Raw genomic sequence first — 17437 nt, 5'->3', positions numbered from 1 at the left:
TCGCTGGCAAGCCAGCTCCTACAATTTGCCCTGTGTGAACCCGATCCCTTGTAGGAGCGAGGCTTGCCCGCGAAGGCGTCATCCGCCATACCACCTACAACCGAGGTGTCCCCTTCGCGAGCAAGCTTCGCTCCTACAGGGCTGGTGTCGCACAACGTCTACGGTGCCGGTTCAGGTTCGTTGGTCACGCGCAACAATCCCCAGAGCCCGGCGGTATTGCCGTAGGCGCCGTAATCGCGGAACAGGTAGTCGCCCGGTATCGCGTTGCTGCCCCCGGCGCTCGGGTGCATGAAGCTGAAATGCGCCGCCGGCAGGATGCTTTCGTGGGCGCCGATGTACATCGACATCGGGTTGAACCCGAACCGCACCGAACCCACGCCAGGCGTACTCATCGGATAACCGCCGGTGTCACTCTTCTCCGACTGGAACGGGTTGACCGACCAGACGTGGCCGTCCAGCTGGAACGTCGTGCCGCGGCTACCCCCGGATGGCATCAGGATGTGCGTGCGAAACGGTTGCCCCGGTTTCACATACAACACCGGCGTCTGCGGATCGCCGCCCACCAGCGCATTGCTGTACGCCATGTGCGCGTTGGGCACGTCGCCGTAACCCGCGCCGTCGGCGTGACCGAACGGCGCATCCGGCGCCAGGCCGAAGCGGAACCATATCGGCTCGGACTTGTAGTTGATGGCCATGCTTGAGTTGTCCTGCGGATCGGTCGGCACACCGAGGCCTTCGGCAGCGATGCCTTCCACCGGCCGACCATTGGCCCAGCGAATGTTCAAGGCTTTCTGCCAGACCATCGCAAAGTCGCGGTAAGGGGTCTGCCCCGGTGCGGTGACCGTCGCCGTGACTTTGCGCGCGTCGTCCACCCAGGTAGCACCGACCGGCAGGATGCTCATCGCGCCACCCAGGCCTTTCTGCGGTTGCTTGATCACGTCCGCCGGGGTGAAATTCAACCCGCCGAACTCCACGGCCGTGGCGTTGATGTTGTCGACGTTGCGGCCCAGTTGAGTGATCGGTTTGCCTTCACGCTCCAGGTGCCCGGCGTAATACTGATAAGTACGGCTCGGGTAGGCGCCGCTGTTGCCAACCCGCGGTGGCACGGTCTGGATCGGGTTGGCGCCGACGTTGGTGCCGTCGGATTTGGTGATGTCGTACGCCAGCAATTGCGCGTGCAGACCCACGTGGCTGGACGGCCGCATCAGGTTGTTGCTGAAGGTGGTCGAGCCCTGTCCGCTGTTGCGATCACGTTTGACGATGCCTTGCATCACCGCGGTCTGGGTCAAGTCCGGCATGACCATGGGCAGACGGTTTTCCAGGGTGATGTTGATGCAGTCCCCCGCCGTTGCGCGCAGCACCAGCGGTTCGACAGGCACACCAGGCTTGAGCTTGCCGGTGACCGTGTCGAGGTCAGACTTGCGCACGTAAATGATCGCGGTCGGGTCATGCAGCGGACCGCTTTGCCCGCCAATGGTGATGGTTTCGCCATCCTCCGGATCGGTCACCGTGACCTGCGGGATATTGACCACCCGCGAGTTGTACACCAGGGTGCCGCCCGCCGGATTCAACGGCCCGCCGACATGCTGGCCGATGCCCTCTGGATCGCCGAGGACCAGGTTCAGCGGATTACCGAGAATGTCGTTGGCCAGTGCCGCAACCACTTCATAGTTGCGTTGCACAGTCGGCCGGGTGCCGATGCCGTTCGGGTTGGCGCTGATCCGTGGGCAGGTGCCGTCGAACGCCACGGTGTTGCGCATCCCCGCCGGTTTCGGGTTGTTCGGCAGCGCGAACAGATCGCTGCGCTGGGCCGTGTAGTTGCGCATCACGCCCCAGATTCCGCTCCAGTAACCTTCGAGGGAGGCGTCCATCGAGTACAGGTAATCACCCGTGGTCGCCGCCGAGCTGGACAGCATCGAGACCGGCGCAATGAAGCCCATCTGCTCGGAGATCCCGATCATTTGCGACGAGCGCCAACCCGAGTTGGAGCTGTTGCCGTAACCGGAACCGCTTTGCAGCCACTTCACCCCGTGCAGGGTCACGTTGTGCTCTTCTTCGTGACCGCCGGCATGAACCCGCAACCGCACGTTGTCACCGGTGTAGGTGCGCAGCATCGGCGTGAACGGATCACCCGGTTCCGCGCCGCCACGGTTGATGTGCGGCGGGAACAAGGTGGTGCCGCCAGTCGGGCCGGTGGCGGCGGTGATCAGGTTCGGCGCCTGGTTCATCGCCGGGATCGCGCGGTCGGTGCGGCTTTGCATGGCGTACGCCAGATCGCCGCCGAGGCCGTAGGCCTGCATGCCGCGCTTGCCGTCAGGGCCGATCTTGTAGGGGTCGTATACCCGCAGGGCCAGCGGTTCGTTGCGGTAGTTGACCACGAACATGCCGGGGTCATCGACCGAGATCGCTTGCGGGCATGGCCGGCTCGGGCAACCGGGGACCATACCGCCCTGCACTTCGAGGATGCCGTCCAACAGGGTGCTGGCGTTGTTGCGCACCGGCGGATTGATCGCGTAGCGGAAACTGTCCGCAGTGGCCGGGAACGCTTGTGGATTCGGCACACCATTGGGACCCGCGCCCACGTACACACCGGCTTCATAGGCATGCTGGAAGTCGCTGTACTCAAGGAAGAACTCACGGAAGCTGTCGTTCTTGCCGTCGCCGTCCAGGTCGCCGGTGGACACCACGGCTTGCCACGAAGTCGGCCCGCCATCCTGGCGCGCGCCGCTGTACAACGGCTCGCCGGTTTCGGCGTGGAACCAGGTGGAACCGGCCGGTTCAGCCAGCACGGTGGCGTACAGACCAATCTGCTGGTGAGTCGATGGCCCGAGGTGATCGTGGGTGAAAATGGTCCCCAGGCCACGGTCGACGCCTTTGCTGTTCACCACCGGATCGGCAAACCAGCGCTGCATCGCAGTGCGCGCCCCGACCCAGTCGGCCCGGCCAAACTGGCCGAAGTACGGGTGGTTTTTAGCTTTCGGGCAGGCCGGTGTGCCGTCACGCGGGTCAGTGCCCTGGCATTGGTTGAACTCGCGGATGGCGTGGATGCGTTCTTGCACCGCACCGGGGGAAAGTACGCCGTCTTCGTAGTTCCAGCCGTTGGCCGAACCGTCCGCCGCCGTCAGGTCCCATTTCGGCAAGTGAATGTGCTGGCCGATCACGTCAGTCGGCGTGCGCACCTGATAGTCGTCCATTTCATAGGTGGCCGGCACCAGGTTGGTTTGCTGGTATTGCACGCAGTCGAGGGTGTTCATGCGCATCACCAAAGGCTCTGGCGGACGCTGCTTGGTGATCACCGGCCAGGCGTCTTCCCACAGGGCCAGAATGCGCGCTTGCGGGAAGTGGTAGCCGACCTTGTTGTAGACCGCGTCGAACTGGATGTTCGCCGCTTTATAGACCCGTGGCCGGTCAGCCGTGAAGGTCGAGGCCCCGCTGAAGGACATGCCGTCGAGCCGTTCGCCGCTGAAAAACTCGCCCATGCCGGCGCTGCTGGTCAGGCGTTTCTGCCGGTCGTCCATGCACGGTTCGTAGAAAGGCGCACCGGCGACTGGCAGCGCGCCGTTAGTGCGGAAGGCGCGTGCGACGATTTGATTGCCGGGCAGCACGGCGAAGCTCGGGTGGTCTTTTTTCGCGTGGAAGGCCATGGCCGCCTGTTCGACTTCGGTGCCCTCTTCCGGCAGGTAAAGTGCTTTGGCGCGGGTCACTTCCTTGGAGAAATCCAGAGAGGTGGTCACGGTGTTCGCCTCGCCACCGGCAGAGAAACCGTCCAGGGAATGGCGTCCCAAACCGCCGTCCCAGCCACCGGACTGCGCCGGATCGAGGTTGGCCCACAAGGCATTGCCGCTGGTTTTCAAGGCATAGGCCTTGGCGGCGTCGAGCATGTCCAGCGGTGGGGTTGGTGGACGTTGGCCGACCGAACTTTCCATGCCGCCGATCCAGAACGGATAACCAGGGTTTTTCAGGCTGCCGTCGGCGTTGCGGTTGGCGTAGCTGCGGTCAACCAGCGCCAGCGAGCCAATGGCCTGGGCGCCACCGCTTTGCTCACCGTCGCCGTCTTCATCATCGCCATTGCCAGCCACCAGGGTCTCACCGACTTTCGGCACGACCACGACCTTGCCCGGCATCGGCGCCATGGCTTTGCCCGGCAGCGGCACAACCGCTGGAATCGGCGTGCCGGCAATGATCTCGCCATCAGGCAAGGCCCGGGCGCCAGCGGCCGGTTTACCGCTGCGCAGTGCATAAGGTTCGCTGTGATAACCGTCGGCGCCCTGCTGGGACACCTCGAGTCGGGTGCCTTCTTCAAACACGTCATGCACCCGCCACATGCTCCACATGCCTTGGGCGAAGTGCGGATAGAAGTGGCAGTGATAGATCGCATCACCGGCGACGCGGTTACGGTTGCCCGACCCGCCGTTGGCGATTTCATAGGTGTAGCCGGCGCCCGGCCCGATGCCTTGGGCATCCACGTAGTCAGAGTTGTCGTCGTTGGGATTGAACAGCCACTGGTGCCCGTGCAAGTGGAAGATGTGTTGCTCGTGGCCGTTGTGGGTGTTGCGGAATTTGACGAAATCACCGATGTAGCTGTGGTTGACGTTGGACGGCTCTGACGGATACAGCGCCATCGTCGCCTTGACCCCGACCTGATCGGCGCGCGGTGTTTCGCCAGGCCGGATGCTTTCCAGACCGGCGTTGGCCGGTACGTCCACCAGCATCGCCACGTCGCCGACGGTGTGCGAGCTGAGGAAGAATTCTTCATAGGCACAAGACAGGCAATCGTGCATCGGCCCGACGCCTAACCGGTTGGCCACCACTTCGGCGCCCATGCCGCCGGAGCCGTAGTTGATCATGAACGAATCGCGGGTCGGCTCCAGCACATGGGCCATGACCGGGTCTTCCCAGTACGCGGGGAATGCCTGGGTCGCGGCGGTTTCATCCTGGAATTGCGAGGCGAAATCGCGGAACGGTTCCAGCCGGTTAGGCAGCGCCGGGTTGCGTTTGCCGATGGCTTCCAGCGGATAGGTCGACGGCGGGAAGCTGCCGTCGGCGTAGCTGCCCATGACGATCGCATCGCTCTCGCTGGAGATGATTTCGTTGCCGTCGACCATGTTGATGATCGGCGTGCCGGCCTTGCCTTCACGAATCCACGGTTCACGCTGCGGGTAGCGTGCCTGGTAATCGACAATCGGTTGACCGGCCGGCGTGCGGCCAGTGCTGGCGAGGCGCATTTCTTCTTCGGTCACGGTGTTGCGATAGGTGCGGCCGCCCTTGGGCACCACCACCACTTCGCCGAACAGGCCATTGGCGACGTTGCCCGCATCGCCTTCACCACCGAACGTTGCACCGCGGCTGCTGGCGGCGAACGCTCCTTCACGCTCGGCGTACAAGGTGTAGGAACGGGTCGCGCCGGGGGCAACCAGCGTATTGGGGTTGCGTCCGGTGTAGGCCGAAATGTCGTCAATGCTGTTGACCGCCTGCAGACCGTTGACCTGAAAGCCGACGTGGCGGTCGGTGACCTGCTCATCGACCTTGAACTGCTCCGCGTTGCCGATTTCTACCTCGCCCTCGATTTCCCCCTCTTCTTCCTCGCCGCTGTCGTGGCTGCCAGGGTTGGCCTGATAGGCCAGCAGGTTCTGCAGATTGATGGTCAGGCAGTCACCGGCGGCAACGCGCAACACCAATGGACGCGGACGCTTGTCGGGCCGCAGCGAAACCTTGCCCGGCACCGCTGCGCCACCGTAGGCCAGGGACACATTGTGATCGTCGACCACATCACGACGCAGGGCGAACATCATGCCGTTGGCGTTTTGTGCGCCGAGGCGGTTGAACATGAGCGGTTGATCCAGCGCCACGACGTTCGCCACCAGATTTCGTTCACAATGTACGGCGGCTTCGGCCAACTCGATGCCAAACAGGGGTGCAACAAGCAGCAGCAAGTTAACCAAATGATGAGCGTGGGGTATGCCGGTCATAATCACGGGCCTCGCTTTGGGTACTCACGGGAATGATTCTCGACAAATCCCTTTGAGCAATCCGCATGCCATAAATTTTTTTGTTATTTTTCAGCTAGCTACGTAAACGACTTGATAAGTCGGGGGATATTCCCCACCCAATCCCCACCATTCGGGTTGCCCTCTGATTCCAGCAAAACGCCCACACTTGTAGGAGCCGGCTTGCTGGCGATCGGATTTGTGGACAGGTGGTGATTGTGAAAATGCCTTCGCCGGCAAGCCGGCTCCAACAGATGAATGTGTTGCCCCACATGTGGGGCCATCACCCATCACAGCGGCGCATCCACGGCCAGGCCTTGCAAGCGGCGATATTGGCGCAGCACGCTCGGCACATAACGGCGGGTTTCGGCGAACGGCGGGATCACCCCGCCACGGCTCAGCACCGCTTGCGGCCCGGCGTTGTAGGCCGCCACGGCGAGCGCAATGTCGTTGTCAAACAGGGTCATCAGGCGCTTGAGGTATTTGGCCCCGCCCTGAATGTTGGCCTTGGGGTCATAGACGTTGGTCACGCCCATTTCCCGGGCGGTGTCGGGCATCAATTGCATCAGCCCGCCAGCCCCCTTCGATGAGGTCGCGCCGGAGTCATAGTGGGACTCGGCCTGGATCACCGCATGCAACAGCGCCGCCGGTAATTGATTGGCCTTGGCGGCCGCCGAAACCAGCTCGGCATAGGGTTGCCGGGCAATCATCTGTGGCTGTTGATCAAGGCTGACCTGCGCCGATTCAGGCTCGCGGATCACCCGTTCATAGGTACGGCCGGGGCGGTGGACATTGGACAAAACGTAGCTGCCCTTGCTGTCCACGGAAACGAATACATCGGCCTGAGCTGTGCCTGCCAGCAGCATGCAGCCGAGCAGTCCAGTGGTGAGTATTTTCATTATTCTGTCTCCCCTGACCGTCCCCGAAAAATGGGGCTATTGCCCCAATGACCGGTAGTGAACCAGCCATACGCAAGCACTGTGCCGTAAGCGCGAAGGCCAGTAGTTCAGGGGGTTCGGCAGGATGTCCGGGGGGGTGAGCATGGCAATTGCATGAGCCTCTGTGGCGACCCTTCTGCCGACTGTGTGAGGTCATCATGAATCATCGTCTGTGTTGTGCCCCGCGTAACGGCTCACCGCGAGCCCAGCGCGGGTTCACGTTGCTCGAACTGTTGGTGGTGCTGGTGGTGCTGGGGTTGTTGGCCGGCATCGTCGCGCCGAAGTATTTCGCCCAACTCGGCCGCTCCGAAGTGAAGGTGGCCAAGGCGCAAATCGAAGGACTGGGCAAAGCGCTGGATTTGTACCGCCTGGAGGTCGGCCATTACCCGTCGACCGAACAGGGTTTGCAGGCGCTGGTCACCGCGCCCAGTGATGAAACCCGCTGGACCGGCCCCTACCTGGCGAAAAAACTGCCGCAGGACCCGTGGGGCCGCAATTACACCTACCGCTACCCCGGCGAAAACGGTGAATACGACCTGTTGTCCATGGGCAAGGACGGTCAACCCGGCGGCGAAGGCGAAAACGCCGAAATCACCAGTTGGCAGTGACGGGAGGCGAGCATGCGCTTTCATCTCAAGGCCGTCGGCAAGGCTGGCGTGGTCTCGATGACGGTCGAGGCCCATGGGGACAGCGAAGCCCGACGCATTGCCGAAGACCAGGGCCTGCGGGTCGTCAGCCTGCAAGCCGAAAAGCACTGGCGGGCGTTGCGACTGCAAAAGCGTGAGACGTTCAACCTGGTGCTGTTCAGCCAGGAGCTGACCACCCTGCTCAACGCCGGCCTGCCGTTGATCGATGCGCTGGAAAGCCTGGCGGAAAAAGAAACCGCGCCACAGGCCCGCAAAACCTTGAGTGAACTGGTGCGCCTGCTTTATGAGGGCAAATCGTTCTCCCAGGCGTTGGGTCAATTGTCAGCGGTTTTCCCACCGCTCTACGTGGCGCTGGTGCAGTCCAGCGAGAAGACCGGCGCGGTGGGTGATGCGCTGGGCCGCTATGTCAGCTATCGCCAGCGCATGGACGAGGTTCGACAGAAGATCGTCAGCGCTTCGATCTACCCCATGCTGTTGCTGGTGGTGGGAGGTGGCGTGGTGCTGTTTCTGATGGGTTACGTGGTGCCGCGCTTCAGCCTGGTGTTCGAAGGGCTGGGCAATAACCTGCCGTGGCTGTCACAAGTGCTGATGAACAGCGGGATGTTCCTGCATGCTCACCAGGGCGAATTCTTCGGCACTTTGGCGGCGGTCGTCGTAGCCCTCGCCTTCCTCCAGCGCCAACCGGCCTTTCGTCGGGGCGTGGACCGGGTGATCGAAAAGCTCCCGGCAGTCCATCAACGCATCTTCATGTACGAACTGGCGCGCTTCTATCGCTCGCTGGGGATTCTGCTGCAGGGCGGTATTCCGCTCGTCACCGCCATGGGCATGGTCCGTGGCCTGCTCACCGCGGCCTCCCGCGTGCGCCTGGACCAGGCCTGCGAGCGGGTGCGCGAGGGGCAATCGCTGTCGACGGCGCTGGAGCTCAATCACCTCGTGACGCCGGTGTCCCTGCGCTTGCTGCGTGCCGGCGAGCAGTCCGGCAACCTCGGACAAATGATGGAACGCAGCGCGGATTTCTACGACGAAGAAATCAGCCGTTGGATCGAATGGTTCGTACGCTTGTTCGAACCCTTGCTCATGACCTTCATCGGCCTGTTGATCGGGGTCATCGTGATCCTGATGTACATCCCGATATTCGAACTGGCCTCGAGCATTCACTGACCCCGGGACAGGGTCGACTCGTACCGTTCATCGTTCATCGACGTTGCCACTGAATAAACCGGAACGTTGCAGTGTTCTCCCACTGAATCGAGCAGCAAGTTGCATTGTTCATCAACGTTCCAACCTGAATAAGAAGACGGAGAACGACATGCACATCAACAAGCTTTTACTGGCAGTAGCTATTGGCGCGGTTTTGTCGGCGTCTACCGTATTGATTCCGGACAGCCTGTCCGGCGTATCGAGCGCTCAGGCCAAGGATGGTGGGGGTGGTGGCGGCTCTGGTGGTGGCGGCGGCGGCTCTGGCGGCGGTGGCGGTGGCTCTGGCGGTGGCGGCGGTGGTGGAAACGGTGGCGGCGGCAACGGCGGTGGCCACGGCGGAAGCGGCAGTGGCGGCAATGGCGGCAGCGGTCACGGTGGAAACGGCGGCGGCAATAGCGGCAGCGGTCACAGTGGCAACGACCATGGCTCGGGACATTCCGGTAACACCGCCTCATCCGGTCGCAGCGGCACCCATGCCGAACCGGGAGACGATCACGGCGTTCACCACGCCGGTGAAGTCGGCCACAACCGTGGCGTTCATCACGCCGGTGAAATCGGTGACGACCACGGCGTTCATCATGCCGGTGAAGTCGGCCACAACCGCGGCGTTCATCGCGCCGGTGAAATCGGTGACGACCACGGCGTTCATCGCGCCGGCGAAATCGGCGATGACCACGGCGTTCATGTCGGCGGTGAACCGGGTGACGACCACGGCGTGCACGTCGGTGGCGAGCCGGGTGATGACAAAAGGTCCTGATCACCCCTGACCAACAGACAACACCGCCCCCTGTAGGAGCAAGCTTGCTCGCGATAGTAATCTGTCATTCAACATTAATGTGTCTGACACACCGCTTTCGCGAGCAAGCTTGCTCCTACAGGGATCGCGTGGACCTAGAGTCCACCCTCAGTCTGATCCAGCCGCTCGCGCAAAAACTCGATCAACGCCTGCACCGGTCGCGAACTCTGGCGATGCTGCGGGTACACCGCCGACAACGTCAGCGGCTGCGGGCGAAACTCATCCAGCACCGGCACCAGCCGCCCATCCTTCAACGCCGCCCCGACAATGAAGGTAGGCAGGTACGTGATCCCCATCCCGGCAATGGCCGCATCCCTGAGCAACTCACCGTTGTTGACCCGCATCCGCCCGGTCACGTTGACCGCCAGTGGCTTGCCCTGCCCTTCAAAACGCCATTGCACCTGGCGGCCATGGCCATACGGCAGGCAGTCGTGCGTGTGCAGGTCCTCGGGTTTACCCGGCGTTCCGCGCTCCGCCAGGTAAGCCGGGCTGGCGCAATACACCCGCTGGATCGAAGCGATGCGGCGGGCGATCAGCGTCGAGTCTTCAAGGATGCCAATGCGCAACGCCAGGTCGTAACCCTCGCTGAGCAGATCCACCGGGCGGTCGCTCAAATCCACTTCCACCGTGACATCGCGATAACGCTGCAAGAACACCGGCAGCAAACACCCCAGATGCGCCACCGCAAACGACAACGGTGCGCTCACGCGAATGGTGCCCCGCGGTTCGGTGGTCTGGCCGGCGATGCCCTGCTCCACCTGCTCGACTTCGCTGAGCAAGCGCAACGCCGACTCGTAATAACTCTGGCCCAGCGGCGTGACGTCCAGGCGCCGCGTGGAGCGGTTGAGCAACCGTACGCCCAGGCGTTCTTCGAGTTGCATCAAGCGACGGCTGACGAACTGCTTGGACAGGCCCAATTGATCGGCGGCCGAGGTGAAGCTGCCGGAGTCCATGACCTGGCAAAAAATACGCATATCTTCGAACGGGTTCATTGTCACTTTCCGGTTGACAGTTAAACGCTTTATAGCCGCTTTTTCCCTTTCGAGCACCCTATTAATCTGTGTCCACGGTGTTGCTGAGGCCTGAGTCCCAGCGCAGCAGCAACCTGACCCTTAGGTAACCAATCTCTAATTAATTAAAAAGGATTTGCTCATGAACCTCGTCAAAAAAACCCTGACCGCTTCCCTGCTCGCCCTCTCCGTCGGCAACGCCTTTGCCGCTGGCAGCCCAGGCGTTGAACACAACACTCAAGCCTTCCTCGAAGCCCTCGCCGCCGGTGGCGGTAAACCGCTTGAGCAGTTGAGCCCGAAAGACGCCCGTGCGGTGCTGACCGGTGCGCAAAACTCGGTCAAGGTTGATCTGTCGGGTGTGGATGTCAGCGATCGTGCAATCAAGGTCGATGGTCAAACCATCAACCTGAAAATCGTGCGTCCGGCCAAGGTCAAAGGTGAGTTGCCGGTGTTCATGTTCTTCCACGGTGGCGGCTGGGTGCTGGGCGATTACCCGACTCACCAACGCTTGATTCATGACCTGGTGGTGGGCTCCGGTGCCGTCGCGGTGTACGTCGATTACACGCCGTCGCCGGAAGCGCACTACCCGACCGCGATCAACCAGGCCTACGCCGCGACCCGTTGGGTGGCTGAGCATGGCAAGGACATCGGCGTCGACGGCAAGCGTCTTGCGGTGGCCGGTAACAGCGTCGGTGGCAACATGGCGGCGGTCGTGGCATTGATGGCCAAGGAACAGAAAGCCCCGGCGCTGCGCTTCCAGTTGTTGATGTGGCCAGTGACCAACGCACAGTTCGACACCGGCTCGTACCAGCAATTTGCCGAAGGCCACTTCCTCACCAAAGGCATGATGAATTGGTTCTGGGACAACTACACCACCGACCAGGCCGAGCGTGCGCAGATCCATGCCTCGCCGTTGCAGGCCAGCGCCGAACAGCTCAAGGGCTTGCCGGCAGCGCTGGTGCAGACCGCCGAGTTCGACGTGTTGCGTGACGAAGGCGAAGCCTATGCCCGCCACCTCGATGCGGCCGGTGTGCCGGTCACGGCGGTGCGTTACAACGGGATGATTCACGACTTCGGCTTGCTCAATCCGCTGAGCCAGATTCCGGAAGTGAAAGCGGCGGTGCGTCAGGCCGCGCTGGAACTCAAGACTCATCTGAACTGAGTCCCCTCGCCCCTCCCACGATCATCGTGCGAGGGGCTTTTCTGTAGGAGCGGCCGGCGGCGCTCCGTTTGCCGGCGAAGGCGCCCTCAAATACGCCTTCGCCGGCAAGCCTGGCTCCTACAAGGGATCGGGTTCACACAGTTCAACTGTAGGAGCGAAGCTTGCTCGCGAAGGCGCCCTCAAGTACGCCTTCGCCGGCAAGCCTGGCTCCTACAAGGGATCGGGTTCACACAGTTCAACTGTAGGAGCGAAGCTTGCTCGCGAAGGCGCCCTCAAGTACGCCATCGCCGGCAAGCCTGGCTCCTACAGGGGATCGGGTTCGCACAGTTCAACTGTAGGAGCGAAGCTTGCTCGCGAAGGCGCCCTCAAGTACGCCTTCGCCGGCAAGCCTGGCTCCTACAGGGGATCGGGTTCGCACAGTTCAATTGTAGGAGCGAAGCTTGCTCGCGAAGGCGCCCTCAAGTACGCCATCGCCGGCAAGCCGGCTCCTACAAAAAAAATCAGTCTTCCGGAGTTCTTCCATGTCCCTCATCTACGGTCATCTGCTGTCCTGGAGTGCGCTGTTGCTGGTCATCGACGCCGTGCTCTGGCACGTCGCGCCGTTCAAGCATCGCGTCACGCGGGTCGGTGTGCGCCTCGCGTTGTTTGTGATGTTCAGCGCGCTCATCATCAACGCCGGCGTCAGCCCGTTGCAGGCACCGCTGTTGGCAGACGACCGCGTGGCGCAACTGGGCGCGACGGCGCTGGGGATTCTCTGGTGGCTGTACGCCGCACGTGTGCTCACCGAAGTCATCGGCCTGCTGCTGATGCGGCGCATCGGGCACAGCGGTCGGTTGCTGCAGGACGTCATCGGCGCGCTGGTGTTTCTGATCGCCATCGTCGCCGCAGCCGGGTACGTGCTGGAGTTGCCGGTGAAAGGTCTGCTGGCGACGTCCGGGGTGGTGGCAATTGTCGTCGGCCTGGCGTTACAAAGCACCCTGAGCGATGTGTTTTCCGGGATCGTGCTCAACACCACCAAGCCGTATCAGGTGGATGACTGGATCGCGATCGACGGCGTCGAGGGCAAAGTGCTCGACATCGATTGGCGCGCCACTCACCTGCTGACCAGCGCCGGCAGTACGGCGGTGGTGCCGAACTCGGTGGCGGCCAAAGCGAAGATCGTCAACCTGAGCCGCCCCGGCAACATGCATGGTGTGTCGATCAGCATCCAGGTGCCCAACCACATCCGTCCGCGTCGGGTGCTGGATGCACTGGACCGCACGCTTCAAGGCAGCAGCAGTCTGCTGCTCAACCCGGCGCCGAAAGCCGTGCTGAAAGAGGCCGGCGAAACCATGTCCGAATACGTGGCCAGCGGGTTTATCGCCGAACTCGGCAAGAAAAGCGAAGTGCGCAATCAACTGTTCGACCTCGCCCATCGGCACCTCGAAGCGGCGGGTATTTCCCGACAGCTCGACGGCGTGATCGAACCGACATCCCGCGCGCGGTCCTTGCTGGACGAGGTGAAAGTCTTCCGTTCCCTGAGCGAAGACGAACGCGACCGAATGGCCCATTCGATGGTCGCGCAACAGTACGCGGCAGGCCAGGTGGTGCTGGAACTGGGAGAAGTGCCGGACAGCCTGATGGTCATCGCCACGGGCGTGGTCAGCGCGACAGTACCGGACGGCGCCGGGCAAACCGAGGCCGGGCGCATGGGGCCGAGCGAGGTGATGGGTGAACAGAGCATCCTCACCGATACACCGTCGCAGGCCACGTTCACCGCGTTGACCTCGTGCATCATCTACCGGATCGACAAATCCCTGACCCGCAGCTGCATGGAGCAGCGGGTTGAAGTGGGTCGGGCGTTGAACAAGTTGCAGGCGGTACGGCAGCAGAACAGTCGGTTGACGCTGCTGGCCAAACCGGTGCCGATCAAGAAAGGTGGTTTTTTGAGTTGGCTGCAAAAACGCCAATCGGTTTAACGCCTCGCACATTGTAGGAGCCGGCTTGCCGGCGATAGCGCCCGTGAGATCGCCATCGCCGGCAAGCCGGCTCCTACAAAGGCACAAAAAAAATGCCCGCAGATCGCGGGCATTTTTTTGGCTGCAGACTTATTTCGAAGTCAACACCGAGTAGCTGTTCATCAGGTTGCGGTAGTTGGGAATACGCGGCGACAGCAGATTCGCCAGGCCTTCCATGTCGTTGCGCCAGTCGCCCTGCAACTCGCACGCAACGGAGAACCAGTTCACCAGTTGAGCACCGGCCGCCGCCATGCGCGCCCAAGCAGCTTGTTGCACGGTTTCGTTGAACGTACCCGAAGCATCGGTCACCACAAACACTTCAAACCCTTCGGCCAGCGCCGACAGCGTCGGGAAGGTCACGCAAACGTCAGTCACCACACCGGCGATGATCAGTTGCTTGCGGCCGGTGGCTTTGACGGCCTTGACGAAATCTTCGTTGTCCCAGGCGTTGATCTGGCCTGGACGCGGGATGTACGGCGCGTCCGGGAACTGCTCTTTCAATTCCGGCACCATCGGGCCGTTCGGGCCGTTTTCGAAGCTGGTGGTGAGGATAGTCGGCAGTTTGAAGAACTTGGCCACGTCGCCCAGGGCCAGCACGTTGTTCTTGAATTCGTTCGGCGAGAAATCCTGAACCAGCGAAATCAGACCGGTCTGGTGATCGACCAACAGGACAACGGCATCGTCTTTGTTCAGGCGTTTGTACGGAACGTTGCTCATGTGAAACTCCTCGATGGATGGGTATTACGTCAGGCGCCGACACGCGGGTCGGCGCTTTTTTTTGATCGTCAGAACGCGAAGCACGAGCAGCCGAAGGCGCCCCAGAAACCGGCGAAATCGCTGACCGGCGCGTTCGACAACCGCGCCTTTTCATGGCTATGGGAGTGCACACCGCACGGCCCGCTGCAATGGTGAACCTGCGCCTGCATCGGCGACGTCGGGCGCCAGTGACCCGGCACCTTGACCACCGGCGACCAGTCCGGCAGCACCGGCACACTGGCCGGGCCGAGTTTTTCGAAATCACCGGCGGCGTACACCACCTTGCCGCCGACCACAGTCAACACCGACTCGATCCACTTGATCGCTTCTTCGTCGACGCTGAAAAAGTCCGCGCTCAGGGCTGCGACGTCAGCCAGTTGGCCGACTTTGATCATGCCTTTCTTGCCCTGCTCGGAAGAGAACCAAGCGCTGCCGTGGGTGAACAGCTCCAGCGCGGTCTGCCGGGACAGCCCCTCGGCGTGCAGCTCCAGGCCACCGACGGTGCGACCGCTGACCATCCAGTACAGCGAAGTCCATGGGTTGTAGCTGGACACCCGCGTCGCATCGGTGCCCGCGCCAACCGGTACACCTTCGGCCAGCATGCGCTTGATCGGCGGCGTCGCTTCGGCAGCCTTGGCGCCGTAACGCTCGACGAAATACTCGCCCTGAAACGCCATGCGATCCTGAATCGCGATACCACCGCCCAGCGCCCTCACCCGCTCGATGTTCTGCGGCGTGATGGTTTCGGCGTGATCGAAAAACCATGGCAAACCATTGAACGGAATGTCGCGGTTAACCTTCTCGAACACGTCGAGCATGCGGCTGATGGATTCGTTGTAGGTGGCGTGCAAACGGAACGGCCAGCGCTGCTCGACCAAGTGGCGGACCACCGGTTCCAGCTCGTCTTCCATGGTTTGCGGCAGGTCCGGACGCGGTTCGAGGAAGTCCTCGAAATCCGCCGCCGAGAACACCAGCATTTCCCCGGCGCCGTTGTGGCGCAGGAAATCATCGCCCTGATGCAGGGTCACGCTGCTGGTCCAGTTCTTGAAGTCGGCCAGCTCTTCTTTCGGCTTCTGGGTGAACAGGTTGTAGGCGATGCGGATGGTCAGTTGCTGGTCCTTGGCCAACTGCTCGATCACCTGGTAATCGTCCGGATAATTCTGGAAACCGCCGCCGGCATCGATGGCGCTGGTCAGGCCGAGACGGTTGAGTTCGCGCATGAATTGGCGGGTCGAGTTGACCTGATACTCCAGCGGCAACTTCGGCCCCTTGGCCAGGGTCGAGTACAAAATCATCGCGTTCGGGCGCGCGACCAGCATGCCGGTCGGCTCACCGTTCGCGTCGCGCACGATCTCGCCACCCGGCGGGTTCGGCGTATTGCGGGTGTAACCAGCCACGCGCAACGCGGCGCGGTTGAGCAGAGCGCGGTCATATAGATGCAGGACAAATACCGGCGTATCCGGCGCCGCCTGGTTGAGTTCCTCGAGGGTCGGCATGCGCTTTTCAGCGAACTGGAATTCGTTCCAGCCACCGACCACGCGCACCCATTGTGGCGTTGGCGTGCGGTCGGCTTGATCCTTGAGCATGCGCAGGGCGTCGGCCAGCGACGGCACACCTTCCCAGCGCAGTTCGAGGTTGTAGTTCAAACCGCCACGGATCAGGTGCAAGTGCGAGTCGTTAAGGCCGGGGATGACACAGCGGCCCTTGAGGTCGATGACCTGGGTGCCGGAACCGCGCAGGGCCATGGCTTCGGCATCAGTGCCGACCGCGACGAAGCGGCCATCGCTGATGGCGACGGCACTGGCGCGTGGGTTTTCACGGTCAACGGTATGAAATTGGCCATTGAACAAAATCAGGTCGGCGTTCATCGCGTTTCCTTGGGCTGAGTGGAGGGGGACAGCCAAGGCGCGAACAAACGCGTCGCCATTGGCATGAACAGGTACACCACCGAGACGACGATGGTCAGCGTGATCAGGAACGTGGCGACCACGTAATTGGACAGGAACGCGTTAAGCCGCAACAGCGGGCCCCAGATCAGCGGCACCAGCAAGGTATGCGGCAGAATCACCAGCAACGTCACCACGGCCTGCTTCCAGCGCGGCGGCGGCGAACCGGTTTCAGCCTGCGGCGCGAACCAGAATTCTTTGACCGGGTTGACCTCGGTCTGGTCGCCATCGGCGAGCATCGGCGTGGCTTCGTTGACCAGTTCCAGCCGTTGCGGCGAATCGAGCCAGTGCTGCATCGCGTCGGTGGAGCAAAAGCGCAGCACGCAGGTGTACATGTCGAGGCCGGCGCTCTTGCCGCGCATCACATCCACCCCCAAGTGCCCTTCCTGCTGCCCGGCGATGCTGACGATGTTGCGCAACCAGGCTTCGTAGGGCACTTCAAAACCGGCTTTGACCCGGTGCTTGATGACCAGGGTCACGACTTCCTCGAAACGATTGGATTCAGGCATAACGCAAAGCTCCGGCGAATCGGACATTGAGCGCCAGCCGTCCCGGCCCGGCGATAAAAAGGCTGGTGAACAGAATCAACAGCAGCCAGCCGAACTGCCCTTCCTCGAGGCTCCATTGCGGGTGCACAACCAGCAGCGCGATCCACAACACAGACAAAACCGGCAGGCACGCCAGGCGCACCAACACCCCGGCAATGATCAGTAGCGGGCACAGCACCTCGGCAAAAATCGCCAGCATCAGCGTGACATTCGCGCCAAGGTGGAAAGGGTCTTCGATGACTTGCAGTTGAGCGTTGTAGTTAAGCAGCTTGGGCAAACCGTGCACCCACAGCAGAAACAAACCACCGCTGACCCGCAAAAAAAACAGCCCGATATCCTGGGCCCGTTCATCCCATTGCGAAGCGTTCATGGACTACCTGCACAAATGAAAAACCATCGGCGTCAAAGCGCCGGGACCTCATTCGATAGTGCCGGTGTGGGGGCGGGGAA

At 62.1% G+C, this 17437-nt stretch carries 12 protein-coding genes; 5 read left to right on the top strand and 7 right to left on the bottom strand.

The window, feature by feature from the left end; genetic code table 11:
- Positions 1 to 158 precede the first annotated feature (158 nt).
- Together mnxG and IB246_RS22625 are read right to left on the bottom strand one after the other, a co-directional pair.
- Positions 159 to 5969, bottom strand: a complete 5811-nt coding sequence (gene mnxG / locus IB246_RS22630) for a manganese-oxidizing multicopper oxidase MnxG (RefSeq protein WP_008043379.1) — start codon at positions 5967 to 5969, stop codon at positions 159 to 161.
- A gap of 308 nt (positions 5970 to 6277) precedes the next feature.
- Positions 6278 to 6886 (bottom strand): lytic transglycosylase domain-containing protein, encoded by a 609-nt coding sequence (locus IB246_RS22625; RefSeq protein WP_008043380.1) that lies wholly within the window; start codon positions 6884 to 6886, stop codon positions 6278 to 6280.
- Between the two features lie 197 nt (positions 6887 to 7083).
- Here IB246_RS22625 and gspG point away from each other — a divergent pair, with 197 nt between their 5' ends.
- The 3 genes from gspG (at position 7084) to IB246_RS22610 (ending at position 9529) form a co-directional block, all read left to right on the top strand.
- Entirely contained in the window at positions 7084 to 7533 is a 450-nt protein-coding gene (gene gspG, locus IB246_RS22620; protein ID WP_008043382.1) for a type II secretion system major pseudopilin GspG, read from the top strand.
- 12 nt (positions 7534 to 7545) lie between these two features.
- The gene (locus IB246_RS22615; RefSeq protein WP_008043385.1) at positions 7546 to 8733 is read left to right on the top strand and encodes a type II secretion system F family protein; all 1188 of its coding nucleotides are present in this window, start codon (positions 7546 to 7548) and stop codon (positions 8731 to 8733) included.
- Between the two features lie 148 nt (positions 8734 to 8881).
- Positions 8882 to 9529 (top strand): hypothetical protein, encoded by a 648-nt coding sequence (locus IB246_RS22610; RefSeq protein ID WP_008043388.1) that lies wholly within the window; start codon positions 8882 to 8884, stop codon positions 9527 to 9529.
- Between the two features lie 134 nt (positions 9530 to 9663).
- Here the strand turns inward: IB246_RS22610 and IB246_RS22605 are convergent, their stop codons facing one another.
- Positions 9664 to 10560 (bottom strand): LysR family transcriptional regulator, encoded by an 897-nt coding sequence (locus IB246_RS22605; RefSeq protein WP_008043389.1) that lies wholly within the window; start codon positions 10558 to 10560, stop codon positions 9664 to 9666.
- Between the two features lie 160 nt (positions 10561 to 10720).
- On the opposite strand from IB246_RS22605, the gene IB246_RS22600 reads away from it, so the two are divergent.
- Together IB246_RS22600 and IB246_RS22595 are read left to right on the top strand one after the other, a co-directional pair.
- Entirely contained in the window at positions 10721 to 11740 is a 1020-nt protein-coding gene (locus IB246_RS22600) for an alpha/beta hydrolase (RefSeq protein WP_008032696.1), read from the top strand.
- 521 nt (positions 11741 to 12261) lie between these two features.
- The gene (locus IB246_RS22595; RefSeq protein ID WP_008041061.1) at positions 12262 to 13698 is read left to right on the top strand and encodes a mechanosensitive ion channel family protein; all 1437 of its coding nucleotides are present in this window, start codon (positions 12262 to 12264) and stop codon (positions 13696 to 13698) included.
- Between the two features lie 129 nt (positions 13699 to 13827).
- Here the strand turns inward: IB246_RS22595 and ycaC are convergent, their stop codons facing one another.
- The 4 genes from ycaC to IB246_RS22575 form a co-directional block, all read right to left on the bottom strand.
- Positions 13828 to 14454, bottom strand: a complete 627-nt coding sequence (gene ycaC, locus IB246_RS22590) for an isochorismate family cysteine hydrolase YcaC (RefSeq protein ID WP_008032694.1) — start codon at positions 14452 to 14454, stop codon at positions 13828 to 13830.
- Between the two features lie 68 nt (positions 14455 to 14522).
- Complete coding sequence (locus tag IB246_RS22585) at positions 14523 to 16361, bottom strand: amidohydrolase (RefSeq protein ID WP_008043255.1); 1839 nt, start codon at positions 16359 to 16361, stop codon at positions 14523 to 14525.
- The gene (locus IB246_RS22580) at positions 16358 to 16948 is read right to left on the bottom strand and encodes an antibiotic biosynthesis monooxygenase (RefSeq protein WP_008032692.1); all 591 of its coding nucleotides are present in this window, start codon (positions 16946 to 16948) and stop codon (positions 16358 to 16360) included. The genes IB246_RS22585 and IB246_RS22580 overlap by 4 nt, the downstream gene beginning before the upstream one ends.
- The gene (locus IB246_RS22575; protein ID WP_008043253.1) at positions 16941 to 17357 is read right to left on the bottom strand and encodes a DoxX family protein; all 417 of its coding nucleotides are present in this window, start codon (positions 17355 to 17357) and stop codon (positions 16941 to 16943) included. The genes IB246_RS22580 and IB246_RS22575 overlap by 8 nt, the downstream gene beginning before the upstream one ends.
- Positions 17358 to 17437 lie beyond the last annotated feature (80 nt).

Source organism: Pseudomonas sp. PDM01, assembly GCF_014852325.1.
GTDB classification, from domain to species: Bacteria; Pseudomonadota; Gammaproteobacteria; order Pseudomonadales; family Pseudomonadaceae; genus Aquipseudomonas; species Aquipseudomonas migulae.
Note: the sequence above shows the minus strand (reverse complement) of the source record. Positions and strands in the feature narration are given on the sequence as shown.

Bases quoted from the DNA above. Each gene is read 5' to 3' on its own strand.
- IB246_RS22580 (WP_008032692.1), bottom strand. From the start codon at position 16,948: ATGCCTGAATCCAATCGTTTCGAGGAAGTCGTGACCCTGGTCATCAAG.
- ycaC (WP_008032694.1), bottom strand. From the start codon at position 14,454: ATGAGCAACGTTCCGTACAAACGCCTGAACAAAGACGATGCCGTTGTC.
- IB246_RS22605 (WP_008043389.1), bottom strand. From the start codon at position 10,560: ATGAACCCGTTCGAAGATATGCGTATTTTTTGCCAGGTCATGGACTCC.
- IB246_RS22575 (WP_008043253.1), bottom strand. From the start codon at position 17,357: ATGAACGCTTCGCAATGGGATGAACGGGCCCAGGATATCGGGCTGTTT.
- IB246_RS22615 (WP_008043385.1), top strand. From the start codon at position 7,546: ATGCGCTTTCATCTCAAGGCCGTCGGCAAGGCTGGCGTGGTCTCGATG.
- IB246_RS22600 (WP_008032696.1), top strand. From the start codon at position 10,721: ATGAACCTCGTCAAAAAAACCCTGACCGCTTCCCTGCTCGCCCTCTCC.
- mnxG (WP_008043379.1), bottom strand. From the start codon at position 5,969: ATGACCGGCATACCCCACGCTCATCATTTGGTTAACTTGCTGCTGCTT.
- IB246_RS22585 (WP_008043255.1), bottom strand. From the start codon at position 16,361: ATGAACGCCGACCTGATTTTGTTCAATGGCCAATTTCATACCGTTGAC.
- IB246_RS22595 (WP_008041061.1), top strand. From the start codon at position 12,262: ATGTCCCTCATCTACGGTCATCTGCTGTCCTGGAGTGCGCTGTTGCTG.
- IB246_RS22610 (WP_008043388.1), top strand. From the start codon at position 8,882: ATGCACATCAACAAGCTTTTACTGGCAGTAGCTATTGGCGCGGTTTTG.
- gspG (WP_008043382.1), top strand. From the start codon at position 7,084: ATGAATCATCGTCTGTGTTGTGCCCCGCGTAACGGCTCACCGCGAGCC.
- IB246_RS22625 (WP_008043380.1), bottom strand. From the start codon at position 6,886: ATGAAAATACTCACCACTGGACTGCTCGGCTGCATGCTGCTGGCAGGC.